This is a genomic window from Tumebacillus sp. BK434 (genome assembly GCF_004340785.1).
In the GTDB taxonomy this organism is placed as follows: domain Bacteria; phylum Bacillota; class Bacilli; order Tumebacillales; family Tumebacillaceae; genus Tumebacillus_A.
Genome location: NZ_SLXS01000006.1, coordinates 1 through 13,401, shown reverse-complemented (window position 1 = coordinate 13,401; position 13,401 = coordinate 1). Strand labels below are relative to the sequence as shown.

General features: G+C 56.5%; 13 protein-coding genes, 1 tRNA gene and 1 rRNA gene. 2 read left to right on the top strand and 13 right to left on the bottom strand.

What is annotated here, in order from left to right:
* Window positions 1-25: 25 nt before the first annotated feature.
* From EV586_RS15190 to EV586_RS15165, 6 genes are all read right to left on the bottom strand, one after another.
* Window positions 26-799 (bottom strand): GIY-YIG nuclease family protein, encoded by a 774-nt coding sequence (locus EV586_RS15190; protein WP_132945970.1) that lies wholly within the window; start codon window positions 797-799, stop codon window positions 26-28.
* Window positions 800-987: 188 nt separating this feature from the next.
* Entirely contained in the window at window positions 988-1,695 is a 708-nt protein-coding gene (locus EV586_RS15185; protein ID WP_132945969.1) for a DNA alkylation repair protein, read from the bottom strand.
* A 164-nt stretch (window positions 1,696-1,859) separates the two neighbouring features.
* A complete protein-coding gene (locus tag EV586_RS15180; RefSeq protein WP_132945968.1) occupies window positions 1,860-5,048 on the bottom strand; it encodes an adenosylcobalamin-dependent ribonucleoside-diphosphate reductase in 3,189 nt (1,062 codons plus the stop codon).
* A gap of 19 nt (window positions 5,049-5,067) precedes the next feature.
* Complete coding sequence (gene nrdR / locus EV586_RS15175; RefSeq protein ID WP_132945967.1) at window positions 5,068-5,526, bottom strand: transcriptional regulator NrdR; 459 nt, start codon at window positions 5,524-5,526, stop codon at window positions 5,068-5,070.
* A gap of 590 nt (window positions 5,527-6,116) precedes the next feature.
* Window positions 6,117-6,911, bottom strand: a complete 795-nt coding sequence (locus tag EV586_RS15170) for a TIGR01457 family HAD-type hydrolase (protein WP_132945966.1) — start codon at window positions 6,909-6,911, stop codon at window positions 6,117-6,119.
* A complete protein-coding gene (locus EV586_RS15165; RefSeq protein ID WP_132945965.1) occupies window positions 6,908-7,468 on the bottom strand; it encodes a cob(I)yrinic acid a,c-diamide adenosyltransferase in 561 nt (186 codons plus the stop codon). The genes EV586_RS15170 and EV586_RS15165 overlap by 4 nt, the downstream gene beginning before the upstream one ends.
* 101 nt (window positions 7,469-7,569) lie before the next feature.
* Between EV586_RS15165 and EV586_RS15160 the strand changes: the two genes are divergently transcribed.
* Entirely contained in the window at window positions 7,570-8,397 is an 828-nt protein-coding gene (locus EV586_RS15160; RefSeq protein WP_132945964.1) for an MBL fold metallo-hydrolase, read from the top strand.
* Between the two features lie 53 nt (window positions 8,398-8,450).
* Here EV586_RS15160 and EV586_RS15155 read toward each other — a convergent pair whose 3' ends face one another.
* Window positions 8,451-9,161 (bottom strand): NUDIX hydrolase, encoded by a 711-nt coding sequence (locus tag EV586_RS15155; protein ID WP_132945963.1) that lies wholly within the window; start codon window positions 9,159-9,161, stop codon window positions 8,451-8,453.
* 76 nt (window positions 9,162-9,237) lie between these two features.
* Here EV586_RS15155 and EV586_RS15150 point away from each other — a divergent pair, with 76 nt between their 5' ends.
* Window positions 9,238-9,846: a sterol desaturase family protein gene (locus tag EV586_RS15150; RefSeq protein ID WP_132945962.1), complete on the top strand. Its 609-nt coding sequence runs from the start codon at window positions 9,238-9,240 to the stop codon at window positions 9,844-9,846.
* A gap of 68 nt (window positions 9,847-9,914) precedes the next feature.
* Here the strand turns inward: EV586_RS15150 and EV586_RS21200 are convergent, their stop codons facing one another.
* The 6 genes from EV586_RS21200 to EV586_RS15125 form a co-directional block, all read right to left on the bottom strand.
* Window positions 9,915-10,079: a hypothetical protein gene (locus EV586_RS21200; RefSeq protein WP_165898631.1), complete on the bottom strand. Its 165-nt coding sequence runs from the start codon at window positions 10,077-10,079 to the stop codon at window positions 9,915-9,917.
* Between the two features lie 95 nt (window positions 10,080-10,174).
* Window positions 10,175-10,720 (bottom strand): GNAT family N-acetyltransferase, encoded by a 546-nt coding sequence (locus EV586_RS15145; protein ID WP_132945961.1) that lies wholly within the window; start codon window positions 10,718-10,720, stop codon window positions 10,175-10,177.
* Entirely contained in the window at window positions 10,717-11,742 is a 1,026-nt protein-coding gene (locus EV586_RS15140) for a YheC/YheD family endospore coat-associated protein (protein WP_132945960.1), read from the bottom strand. The genes EV586_RS15145 and EV586_RS15140 overlap by 4 nt, the downstream gene beginning before the upstream one ends.
* Window positions 11,739-12,884, bottom strand: a complete 1,146-nt coding sequence (locus EV586_RS15135) for an ATP-grasp domain-containing protein (protein WP_243653052.1) — start codon at window positions 12,882-12,884, stop codon at window positions 11,739-11,741. Before EV586_RS15135 ends, EV586_RS15140 begins: the two co-directional genes overlap by 4 nt.
* 239 nt (window positions 12,885-13,123) lie before the next feature.
* Window positions 13,124-13,198, bottom strand: a tRNA-Val gene (locus EV586_RS15130).
* 112 nt (window positions 13,199-13,310) lie between these two features.
* A 23S ribosomal RNA gene (locus EV586_RS15125) occupies window positions 13,311-13,401 on the bottom strand; the annotation flags it as partial.

The window sequence follows — 13,401 nt, the reverse complement described above, 5'->3', positions numbered from 1 at the left end:
GAATACCTGTCTTTTTGTAAGGATTTTACTTTTTATGATACCCGCGATCCCCGTACGGCTGGAGTTCTTCCATCCACAGTTCCAGCAAGTCTTCAAGTTCCTGCTTATACTCTTCCTGCGTCGCCTCCTCGCGGTGTTTGATCTCAGCCACCGTTTCGAAGACAAAATTGTCCGCGCCAAACTCTTGGTATTCCTGCTGCAGGGCTTTGTTGTAATGGCTGCCCATGCGCAACTGGAACAGCACCGAGTTCTCCTTGCCGGGCAAGTTCGGCGAGCTGCCGAGAAAAATTTTCCCGTTGACCAGATTGCGAATCTGGAAGATCCCCATCTTTTTCGGTGTGTTCAAATATTCCTGTTTCAATTTCGCGCGACGTTCCCGAGACATCAGCTCCGCCTTCCTCTCTTTTTGCGATTTGCCGTCAATCGCGGCCATGATGGCCAGAAAGACTTTGGCCTGTTTTTCTTTCTCCCGCAGCGAGAAGCGGTGATTGCGAATCGTCGACGTGCTCCCGCCATCCATCGCGTCCACAATCTCGCTGTCGGTGTAGCCATAGTAGAAATAGTGCAGGAGCTTGCGTTGCAAGTCGGTGAGGCCGGTCAGTTTCTTGCCAAGTCCCAGCAGAAATTCAAACACCGACCCATGCTCCCGCTCCACATGCACCCCGGCGTATTTGCCCGCTTCGTACAGCCGCCCGTCAGACGGGTAGATCAAGCCTTCCTCAAACGTCTCCCCGCAGATCAGGCACACGTATTCGCTGTCTGCCGCCCGGTGCCTGTACCCCCGCTTCATCTCTTCCACCGAGGCCTCCCAAAACAAATCCGAAACAGACTCCAATAGACGCACCTCAAATTCGTTTGGTTTTATATAGACATTATATGATCATGTTTGTATTTGTCAATAACAAGAGGCCGAGCGTCATCTGCCCGGCCTCTCTTTTGCACGAACAACCTTTCGTTAAGGTTCTTACTGACTCCACTACAAACGAGCTAACACCTTACATGTTTGCGTTTGAAACCAAGCTGCCCGCGATCTACATCCTTTTGAATTTTTTCAGAAGCGAGCGCGAGACTGCTTTTTTTCTTGCCCCGCCTGACTTCGACTTGGCCTACTGCCTTTGCGGTTTCAACTGCCTGCTCATGGAGCGGTACATATGAAATCCCGACGGTGTAGATGAAAGTATTCATCGCCGACTTCGTTCGATCAGGAGAATCGTGAATCGTTTTTTCCACCTGCTCAAGCATACGGGCCAACTTACTGAGGGTAAATTCACCATCCGGGCGATTCCCCAACAGCCAGCAGTAACAGCTCCAGCCCGCGGACATTCTAAGTTCTTCACCGCTTGCGATCCATTTATCGGCAACAGCTTGCGCCATATCGGTTTCTGCCAAAGTTACGGCAACCACAAAATCGGACAACATATAAAAATACGCCGCATCCATCCAGCGCTCAAAATCTGCCTCCGTCATTGCCATTGGGTCCACAATGATACCAGCAAAATACATGGCATCGTAGTTCCCGGTGGCGTAAAGCTGTTCGGCTAAAGGTTGATTTTTCTTGATTTTCTTTGCAAGTGGCTTCATTTCGCCTGTCGCCACGCCAAAAAGCGGCTCGTGTGCACCATTGTTTAGATACGTCTTCTTGATACGTTCCTTGCCGAGCGACTCCAATTCCTGCATCACCATTTCGAGATCCATCGTTCTGCACATCCTTCCTTTGTAAATCATACCCAATGCAAGTCTATTTCAACAACTCGGATCTACGAGACATCTTCGATTGTATCCACCCTACTACAAAATAAAAAGGGCATATGCATGTGCATATGCCCTAAACCCTATTCCTGCAACCTATTTTCGAAAGCCTAACACTTGCTAAACCCGCATGCCTCACACTCAGAACAGCCACCCTGACGCACCAACGTATGCTGGTGGCATTGCGGGCAGTAGTCTTTGCCCACGTTGTATTCGCGCAGCGACTTGCCATTGCCGTTCGCATGGTGATCATGCCCGCATGCTACTTCTTTCCCGGCCAGCAGCTCATCGAGATGGCGCAGCGGGAAGGTCTCGGAGTGCTCGATCAGCGATTTGGCGATCGCATCCGGGACAGACGTAATGCGGCGCTCGCCAAAGCCGACCGAAGAGGAACCGCCAATGCCGGAGAACGTTTTGACGAGTTCGGCTTCTTTGTTCGGGTTTTGGGAGTCGAGCAGATACAAGGTGATCGCGCGGCCCAGCGCCACATTGGACGCGTAGACGTCGGAGCCGGCCTTGCCGATGTTCACGAACACTTCGCGCGCGAGGCCGAGTTCCGGGTCGTCGTTGATCGTGATGTACGCCGAGCCGAGCGGCGTGTCTTTCTTATACGTCGCACCGTACAGCACGTCCGGACGCGGCTGGCGCTTGTAGGTCTGGTTGGTCAGCGCGAGGATCTCTTCCGGCGACAGCACGTTCTGCTCTTCCCCCGCTTGTTCCTGCTCGTCCGCCTTTTCCTCTTTCAGCGACAGCACCTGTTCCGAGCGGGAACCGTCGCGGTAGATGGTCACGCCTTTGCAGCCGAGCTCGTAGGCGAGGTCGTACAGCTTCTTCGTGTCTTCCACCGTGTAGGAGTTCGGCGCGTTGCAAGTCTTGGAGATCGACGAATCGATCCACTTCTGCAGCGCCGCCTGCACGCGAACGTGGTCGACCGGCGACAGATCCATCGCCGTCACAAAGTACTCCGGCAGCTGTTCCACGCCCGGGAACGCACCGTAGAAATCATCCACAATCTTCGCGTTCTCTTCAAACATGCCGAGGCGCGAGTTGCGGTAGTACGACCACGCGTAGTACGGCTCACAGCCGGTCGAGCAGCCGACCATCGTGCCGGTCGTCCCGGTCGGGGCGATCGTCATCGTCGTGACGTTGCGCACGCCGTATTTGCGGATCGCATCGGTCACATGCGGCTTCTCTTTCGCCAGTTGCTGCATGTAACCGGATTGCAGGTACAGATCGGCATCAAACATCGGGAACGGACCGTTCTCCTTCGCCAGTTCCACCGACTCCAGATACGTCCACTCTGCGATCATGCCGAGCAGCACCTCGATGAAGCGGGTCGACTCGTCCGAACCATACGTGATGCCGCTGAAGATCATCAGGTCATGCAGACCCATGATGCCCAGGCCCACGCGGCGCTCAGCCAGTTGGTTCTCGCGGTTCTCTTCAAACGGATAGTAGGTCGCATCGATCACCGCATCCTGGAAGCGCAGACCGGTGCGGATCGCCGTCTCCAGCTCTTCCCACTTGATGTGATGCAGCAAAAATTCAGCCTGTTCGTCCGCAAACTGCTTCTTCAGCTCGTCGCGAATCTGCGCTTCCAGCAACGGGTTCCCGAACGCCACCGGTGCGGAAGCCCCTTTGAAGCCCGCTGCAAATCGGGAGAGCACCACCGCGCCGAGGTTGCAGATGCCGTATGCCGGCAAGCCTTGCTCGCCGCACGGGTTGGTCGCGATGATCGGGTTGAAGTAGTTGGAGTTGGACATCGCATTGTAGCGGCCCAGGAACACGACGCCCGGCTCAGCCGACTTCCACGCCGATTCCATCATTTCATCCCACAGGTCTTCCGCTTTCATCTCTTCGCTTACGTTCAGTTCGCGGCCATTCGCTTCCCACTTGTGGAAGTCGCCGTCGAAGCCGGACATCTCCTCCAGATGCGGGTACCCGATCTGCCACGTGCTGCCGCTCGCCTTCGCCGCCATGAACTCTTCCGAAACGCCGACCGACAAGTTCGCTCCGGTGATCACGCCGTCGACCTGCTTGCAGGTGATGAACTTCTTGATGTCCGCGTGGCGGTCGTTCAGGATCAGCATCAGCGCACCGCGGCGGGAACCGCCCTGCAGGGTCAGCTGGCAGCCGACGCTCATGATCTCGCCGACGCCGACCGGGCCAAAGCCGTTCGCAAACACGTAGTTCCCTTTGTCAAACAGGTTGCCCCAGGAGTACGCCCCGGAAGAACGGCCATTGACGCCGCGCACATAGCTGTAGCGCGGGCGCAAGGAAGACAGGATGACCGAGACGCGCTTGCCGCGCTCCAGCGCTTCCCACATGTCGGCCAAGGTGCCTGCGATCGTGCCGCGGCGGTCGCCCGGCACCAGCGTCATGCCGATCACGTCCTGCACGACCATGACACCGCTTTCCAAGATCTGCTCGTACAGGTATTCGGCCTGCACCGTTTCGCCGATCTGCACCGGGTAGCCGTTTTCCTGCCATTCGGTCAGGTTGCCGTTCCAGAGCTCGTCATAGTTCTCGACGCTCGTGTCCGGGAAGACGAACGTCCACTCCGCATCCTCTTCCACGGCACGCAAAAACTCGCGGGAAACGCGGACGACCTTGGTCGAGTTCTGATAGCCTTCCTTCAAAAAGTCGAGCAGATCGGCATGCCAAACGTCCAGCACCAGCTGCAGATCCGCTTTGCGCACGTCGCGGACCGGCGTCAGCGACCCTTGCGGCGGCACTTGCGACAGGTTCATGCCGACGCCGCCGGAGCGCGCTTGAATCTCCAGCGTCTGGCCGAACGAGTTCGCATAGTCGCGCGGGGTTGCCCCGACGTTCGGGATGACAAAGCAGTTGTACGAGGTGGTCTGCACCCCCGTACCCAGCGACGCGTTGATGCGGCCGCCCGGCACATACTTCCAACCGGCTTGCAGGTTGTAGAAACGCTCTTCCCAACGCTTGGGATCGTTCGTCACCACCGACGCCCCGCGGGCGATGCGCTGCCACATCTGGCGCGGCACCGTCTCCTGCAGCACGTCGATCTGATCGACCGGCAGCTCCAACTGGAAGCCGTCGCGCAGTTCCACTTTGACCTCTTTGCCGGCCGCATCGACTTCGATCACGCGCGCCAGTTCATGGAACGCGCGCTTCTTGTCGATGACCGCAACTACCAGCGAGCCGACGGAAAGCGTTTCTTTCTTGGTGTCTTTCAGCAAATAGCGGTCCGACACGATACGCTCCCCGGTGGGCGCCAAGTAGTCCTCTTCGTTAAACGGAAGTATGCTGCCTTGAATCTCTGCTGTCATCACCGTATCCCCTCGATTTCTATGATTTATGGTTTAAGAGCCCCAGCACTTCTTGTGCAAAAGTTTCTACGTCTTTGAATTGACGATATACGCTGGCGAATCGCACATAGGCGACCCCGTCGATCGTGCGGAGCTTGTCCATCGCTTTTTCGCCGATTCGATCGGCCGGGACTTCTTTTTCAAATTCCCGGCGCACTTCGCGCTCGACCGCATCGACCAGACTGTCCATCTCTTCGACGGCAATCGGACGCTTCTCGCAGGCGCGAATGATGCCCCGCAAGAGCTTCTCCCGGGAGAATTCCTCCCGCTTGCCATCTTTTTTTACTACCAAAAGCGGCGCCATCTCTACTTTCTCGTATGTAGTAAAGCGGCGCTGGCACTCAGGATTGTCGCATTCCCGGCGGCGTCGTACCGCTTCGTCTGTCGAGCGGGATTCGATCACCCTTGTGCTGTCATGCGAACAGTAGGGGCAATTCATGGTGCCCGACAACTCCCTTCTCCTAAGCAAACACTATATATAGTGTCTCGGTAGACAACAAAGGTGATTATACCCACTAGATTTTGAGCTGGTCAAGATAACCAAATACGGCGAAATAACGTCTGAGAGAGTGCTAGATTGGAGGTATCCTTGCCAGACTCGCCTTAAATCCTCTATTTCGACTGTGGCGGTTAGTAGAGGTAATTGACGGAGAGGAGACCGCATCAGGGCTCAGTTTCGACAAATGAGAAAAATTTTTCGACATTGCAATTCAGGAAGAAAGACCTAGACGGCAAAAAACAAGTCCCAAATCCCCTATTTACACGCAAAAACCCGGCCAATTCAGGTCGGGTCTCGTTTTTGATTGCACCACTGTGAAATGGTATGCGCCAGAACTTTAGCTGTGCTCACGATCTCCTGCAAATCGCAATGCTCATCGACCGCATGGGCATTCTTCAAAAGTCCCGGTCCATACAGCGCGGTCGCCAGGTCCGCAGATGGCGCTCAATCTCCGCCAGCACCTTGCTCACGCTCGACGTGAATCAAAAACCGTCCCTGATTCGCTAGTGCGAACGGGACGGTTGTTTGCATTACTCGGCCACTCTCATCAAATCGGTCAAACTGTCGACGATCACCGTCGGCTTGCCTTCCGCGGCTCCCACGTGCTCCTGTTTGGAAAACCCGGACAGGACGAGCACCGTGCGCACCCCGGCGTTGACACCGGCGAGGATGTCGGTCTCCAGGTTGTCGCCGACGACGACGGCGCGCTCCTTTGCCACGCCTAGCAGTTCCACCGCGTAGTCGATCATCCGCGCCTCCGGTTTGCCCATCACGACCGGGTCGGCGCCCGAGGCTGTTTTCACAGCGGCAAGCAGCGACCCGGCGCCGGGCAGCAAGCCCTGTTCGGTCGGCAGGGCTTTGTCGACATTGGTGGCGAGATAGACGGCGCCCGCCTGAATGCTGAGCGAAGCGGTTTTCAATTTGTCATACGAAAACGAGCGGTCGATGCCCTGCACCACATAGTCGGGGTGCTGATCGGTCAGCTCGATCCCCACGTCGGTCAGCGCATCGCGAAGCCCTTCTTCCCCGATCACAAACGCCTTCTTGCCTGCACCGCCATGCTCCTTGATGTACTGGGCGGCGACCATGCTCGAAGTGAACACGTGTTCCGTCTCCGCCGGGATGCCCAGCGCGCGGAGATGTTCGGCCACTTGCTCCGGACGGCGAGATGAGTTGTTGGTGACATAGAGGTACTTGCGGCCGGTCGCTTCCAGCCAGCGGATGAAGGCGGGCGCATCGGGGATCACGTCTTTGCCCCGGTACAGCGTCCCGTCCAAATCGATCAGAAACGCCTCCGTCTCTTGTAACCAAGCGGTGTCGCTCAAGAAAAATCAACCTCCGGTTCCACGATCCCTGCCCGATAGTTGATCGCGCGGCCTGCGACAAACAGGTAGTCGGACAGGCGGTTGAGATAGCGCTGAATCTCCGGATTGACCTGCTCCTCTTTGCTGAGCGACACGGCGATGCGCTCAGCGCGGCGGGTGATCGTGCGGGCCGTCTGCAGAGCCGACGCGGCGGTGTGACCGCCTGGCAGGATGAACTTGGTCAAGGGCGGCACTTCTGCGTCAAACGAGTCGATAAACGTCTCCAGACGCGCCGTCTTCTCGCTGCCGACATGGTAGCCGCTCTCCTGCACTTTTTCCACCGGTGTCGCGAGGTCGCGGCCGAGGTCGAACAGCTCGCGTTGGATGATCAACAGCTGCTCGATCAGGTCGTCCGCCTGAAAGGTTGCGTCGCGGAGGTACGAGACGCCAAGCCCGATCATCGAATTGGCTTCGTCGATCGTGCCGTACGTTTCCACGCGGATCGAATCCTTCGGAATGCGGTGCCCATAAATGAGGCTGGTTTCCCCTTTATCGCCAGAACGGGTATAGATTTTCATCAACTGCCACTCTCCTTCCATCTCCTTTTATCATATACGAAAATGGAACGTTTTCGATATAATGGAAAACAGAAATCGGGGAATCGAAAGGGGCTGCTCAGATGAAAGTGACCCAGCACGTACACCGCCTGCCGGTGTCGACGCCGACGCTGTTTCCGGCTACCACCACCAACGTCTATGTGGTGACCGACGGGAGCTCGGCCGTATTGATCGACGCCGGCTACGAATTCGAAGGTGCACATCAAACGGTGGTCGACTACTTGGCAAAAATCGGCTCGCCAACTGTCGAAGCCATCCTGCTCACTCACTACCACCGCGACCACTCGCCGGGTGCCAAATTTTTCACGGCGCATTTTGACTGCCCGGTCTACGCCCATCCGGCCGAAACGGCTTTTATCGAAAAGGAGATCGCGCCTGTGCGCGTGGAACATACACTGCTCGACGGTGATGTGGTGCAGGTCGGACGGCTCGCGCTGCAGGTGCTGCACGCGCCAGGGCATACGCACGGCTGCCTGAACTTCTGGCTGCCGGAAGATGAGGTGCTGTTCACCGCCGATAACATCGTCGGTGAGGGCACGACGTGGATCGGGCCCCCGGACGGGGATCTGCGGGCGTATCTGCATACGCTTCAGCGTCTGAAAAGCTACCCGGCCCGCTTGATTGCTCCCGGGCATGGCGAGATGATCGCCGAGGTGCAGGAGAAGATCGATTTCTTCATCGGCCGCCGCCTGGAGCGTGAAGAGCAGATCTACACCCTGGTCGCGGAGTGCCCGCGGACGGTGGACGATCTGGTGCAGGCGGTCTATCGCGACACGGTGCATCCCAGCGTGATCTGGGTGGCGGAGCGGACGATCCAAGGGCATCTGCTGAAGCTGGCCGGAGACGGCCGCGTGCGGAAAACGGACGGGGATCGGTACGAAGCGATCTGATTGTGATCAGCAAAAAAGGAACCGGGTGCCTGTTGCACGCACGGTTCCTTTGCTTATTCCAGTTCCATCGCCGTCGGAGTGCCGACGCCTGCCGTGGAGCGAAAGAGGCTCGCTGCGTCCGAAAAACTCCCGATCGTCTGCAATGCTTTCACCGTCGGCGGCACCATGTCGTAGGCGCCGGCGTCGTATTGGGCCAAAGCGGAAGCCGCATCGGTCCAGCCTGCTTCGGCGATTTCGCCTGCGTGCGGATCTGGCTCCATTCCCTCCGGCAGCACCAGCAGGAAAAAGCGCGTCTCAAAGCGCCGCTTGGACAGGCGGCGCGGCGTGATGCGATGGCCGAAATAGCGCAGGCGATCGGTCGCCAGCACCAGACCCGCCGCTGCGATCACGTCGTAAAAGGACATGTCGCCCCGCAAGAGTTGCTCGCGCTGTTCCGCCAGCTCATCCGGCGCAGGAAATCGTCCGTTCGCATCGCGCGCCAGCAGGACCCCGGCTTCTTCAAACGACTCGCGCAAAGCGGTCACCCAGTAGCCGAGGGGCAGCCCGGCCGGATTTTGCTCCGCCGTGACGGGAACGGCGCGCGCCGCAAAACGCGGATCGTTATCGCTCTCGTCCATCGTGCCGCCCGGAAACACATAATGCCCCGGCAAGAACCGCATCGTGTCCGGCCGCTTGGTCAAATACGTCTCCACACCGCCGCCCGCCTGCCTGTCCCGCACAAAAACAGCCGTCGCTGCCTGCACGATCTCTTCCTGTTGTTGCACCTGCCCTCACGCTCCTTTATCTCTTCCCATTTTAATATAGGAGCCAATATAATGAAAGCAAGGGGGGACAGCGCAGATGAAACATCTTCGAGACTTTGTCAGCCATTCCAGCGTTTGGATCATGGGACTTCTCTTTCTTTCCTGTTTCGCTTTTGTGGCCGGGCGAGGAGGTCTGGCTGCCGGTTCGGTCTGGCTGCTGATTGCGCTCGGCGCCGTGCTTTTTTTGATCAGCGAGTATTTGACACACCGTTTTTTGTTCCATATGAAGCCGCCGAAACATCCCGTTCTTTTGAAAATGATGAAGAAGCTGCATTACGATCATCATGAGCTGCCGAACGACCTGAACCTGCTGTTCTTGCCGGTCTGGTACAGCATTCCGAACTACGGGCTGCTCGGCGTGATCACCTATTTGCTGACGAGCGACCCGATGTCCGCGTTTGCCGTGGTGAGCGGAGCGATTGGCATGCTGCTGTATTACGAGTGGGTGCACTTCGTGGCACATCGCCCGATCAAGCCGTTGACGGCATGGGGCCGGTGGATGAAGAAAGTGCATCAATGGCACCACTACAAAAACGAGAACTATTGGTTTGGCGTGAGCAATCCTTCGATGGACTACCTGATCGGCACGTTCAAACAAGAAAAAGGCGTCGAGCTCAGCCCGACCGCCCGCAAACTGCAAGGCTAATTTTCACAAAAAAATCCCTGGCGGCAAATTGGCACGTTCCTGTCAATCTGCCACCAGGGATTTTTGAATTAATGACCGACAGTCGTCGATACGTGCGAAACGTTTTGCGCGAAGATCGCGATGAGGCCGATCGATACGCCAACAACGAGCAAAGGTGCGAGAACAACGTCCAGCAGACCTTTTTGCTTCGCCGTGTTATCGGTTACCGGGTTCGGGTTGCCGATTTGTGCCATGTGAAGCCACCCCCTTATATCTATAGAAGATTTTAATGGATGGCTTCGAAAAGGACAATAGTGTATCTTGCATTATTTTCTTCCAACCGACATTTTTAGTTGATTTGGAACAGGATTGGCACCGAGCCGTTTTGCTCCCGGCCGGCGACTTGGAAGCCGTTGCTCATCCAGAAGTGGTAGGCTTCCTCATTTTTCACCTGCACATGGCCGTCGATGCGGCGCACGCCTTGTTTTTTCGCTTCGGCGACGAAATGCTCAACGACTTTTCTGCCAAGGCCCTTTGCCTGCTTGGACGGCACGAGGACGAGCGATCCCCAGTAGATGCGGTCGGCCGACGTTTTGTCATAGCAGTAGTAGCCGATCGGTTTGCCACGCTGTTCGATGATCACACAGGTGTCGGTCTGGTTGACCAGTTGCAGGATGATCGCTTCGGTGAGCGGCTGGTTGGTGGACGCTTCGAAGACGTCTTTTAGGGTGAGCAAGGTGATGCTGGAGATGAAGCTGTCGTCTTCATCTGTGCGCGGACGAAAATGCAGGCGGGCCATGGACTGGGTTGGGGGCTGGGCAGCAGTTTTCTTTTTGCTTTGGGCGGGTGTTGCTCGCAAGGATTTTGAGGCCGGTTTGGGCTGACGTTTTTTCACTTTCGTCCCTTCCTTCTCGCGAGGTATGCTGCGTAGCCGATGGAGTTTTTCGCCACATCGAGCTCCAGATAAAACACGGGCGGCACGCCTGGCTTCCAGTTGACCTCGAACAGCCAGATCTTTTGTTTTTCATCGAGCCCGATGTCGATGCCCAATTCGTCAAACGACTCCTCGTAGATCTCATCCATATGCTCCGCCATCCCCAGCGCAAACTGCTCCAAGTCGCGCTGAATGTCGTACGCCTGCTCTGCAAACTCACGCTCTAAAAACGAGTGCAGGATCGCCGCATACCCGCCGCTGCTCAAGTTTGCGATGATGCTTCCCGACGGCGCGACCCGGGGATAGATCGAGGTGATCACCCAGTTGCCCGAGCCGTTTTTTTGAACGTGCAGACGAAAATCGTAGGCATGGCCGGACTGCGTTTTTGTGGTGATAAACGGCTGCACGAGGTGGACGACCTCATCAAGCCGCTCTTGCAGGAACTGTGTGAGCTCCTGCTTGTTGCAGGTGACGGATACGCCCTTCTCCAGGCACGTATAATCGCCGCCTTTTTTCTCCAAGCGCACCACACCGATGCCTTGGTGCCCCCAGACCGGCTTGAAGATCACCGTTTCGTGCTTGTTCAGATAGCGCAGCACCTCCCGCGGGTCTCGCACCTCCAGCGACGGAATCAAGTACTGCTCGAAGCGCCTGCCATCCTGAATGCGTTCGTAGACGGTCATTTTGTCGCCGACCGAGCGGGAGGTGAAGGGGATGATCTCGCGCAGCTCGTCGATGATGTCCTCGCCCGGACCGCTGGGCGAACTGTCGTTGTACACAACATCGGGTAACGGAAAATTGTGCTCCACCCAGGTGCCGTTTTCCAGCACGAGTCCGCGGACCGTCCGTTCGTTCAAGTTGACGCGGCCGGCGGTGAAGTAGAAGAATTCGACCCCTTCCGCTTTGGCTGCGGCAGCGAAGGCATAGAGTTTTAAGATCTTGCGCGGGTCCTTGCGCGTGTGTAAAAATCCGACCAGTGTCATCCGCTCCACTTCCTTGTCAGCGAGAACTTGATCTCATCTCCGGCGCGTTTGGCCGTTGCTTTGGCTGCTTCTTTGCTGTCCCCGACGGCGATGATATAGGCATAGCGGTGCCCCATCGATTCCGGTACATAGAGCTTCTGCCCTTTGCGCGGCTTGACGAACACCTCACGCACGCCGTCGAGGCGAGCGGCCCTTTTTTTGCCGGTGACGCGTTCGAGATAGCCGGTCTCCCGTACAGTCAGATAGTGGGTGTAGACGTAATGGTTGTGCTCCCGCTTTAAGCGCGGGCGCTCTCCGACCATCAGGCGGATCGTCTCTTGCACCAGGTTGATGCCGGTCGCCACTTCGATCATCCGATTCATCGCGCCACCTGAGATGCGGGGGTTGATTTCGATCAATTTCCACTCGCCGTGCACGAGACGCAGTTCAAGATGGCAGGCGCCTTTTTCCAGTCCGATCTGCTTCACGATCTCAGAGACGGCCTCAGTGAGCGATCTTTCTAAGGAGCGCGGCATCTCAGCGAGCACCATGTAGCCGATCACAATAAAACGCCGCTTTTTCATGATCTCCTGCTCGATGACGGCGACCAGATGAATGCCGCGGTCATCGACAAGCACTTCGACCAGATATTGCGGTCCGTCCAGATATTCTTCAACCAGCACCGGCTTCTCCGGATATTTGTCGCGGAGCTTCGTCAGGTGGACAAGAAGTTCGTCTGAGGTGTTCGCTTTCAGCACGTCTTTGGAGCCTGTCGATTGCGGGGATTTGACGACGAGCGGCAAGTGCGGGGTAAGATCATCGATGAAATCGGCAAGCTTGCACGACCCATCATAGACGGTGTAGTAGGGACAGTAAGGGGTGTCTGATAGCGCTTCACGGGTGGCGATCTTATCGGACATGCGCAAGATCGCTTCCTGAGAGACATAATGCAGGTCGTTGCGCTCGGCCATCACGGCAGCCGTTTGCGAATGGGCTTCCAGAAATGAAACGATCGCTTCGATGACTTTGCCTTGTTCCTTTAGCATATCAATCTTTTTTTGCAAGTCTTCCAGATCGTATAAGCTGTCACAATGAATCATCCGATGGACGTCGGGAAACTCCAGCCGTTGATTGACAAACGAGCGCCGATCGATTAATAACACCGTAAAAAATCCCAATCCTTCGGCCGCCCGTATCGCTTCCCGACTGGATCCTGACTTGTTGCTTCCAATGAAGACGATTGTTCGCACCTGTTAGATCCTCCCCTGAAAGAACAGTTTGGGATATTGTATGTTTGTCTCCACTGTGCTCTCTTGTGCGGATCACCGGTGTGAATCGCCTTTTTTGATGATACGCATGCAAAAAGACCCGATCGAATGATCGGGTCTTTCGGTCTTGCTTCTGGTGGAATCGAGAGGAATCGAACCTCCGACCCCCACCGTGTCAAGGTGGTGCTCTCCCTCTGAGCTACGATTCCAGACATACAGGATGTACAGTCGATCGCCGTTGCGACAGGACGTCGCTGATTTTAGGCGATCTACCGCTGTGTTCCTCAAAAACTGAATAGCGAGTGTGAGTCAAAGAATACTTAGGATAAGCCCTCGACCGATTAGTACTGGTCAGCTGCACGCCTCGCGGCGCTTCCACCTCCAGCCTATCAACCTTGTCTTCTACAAGGGG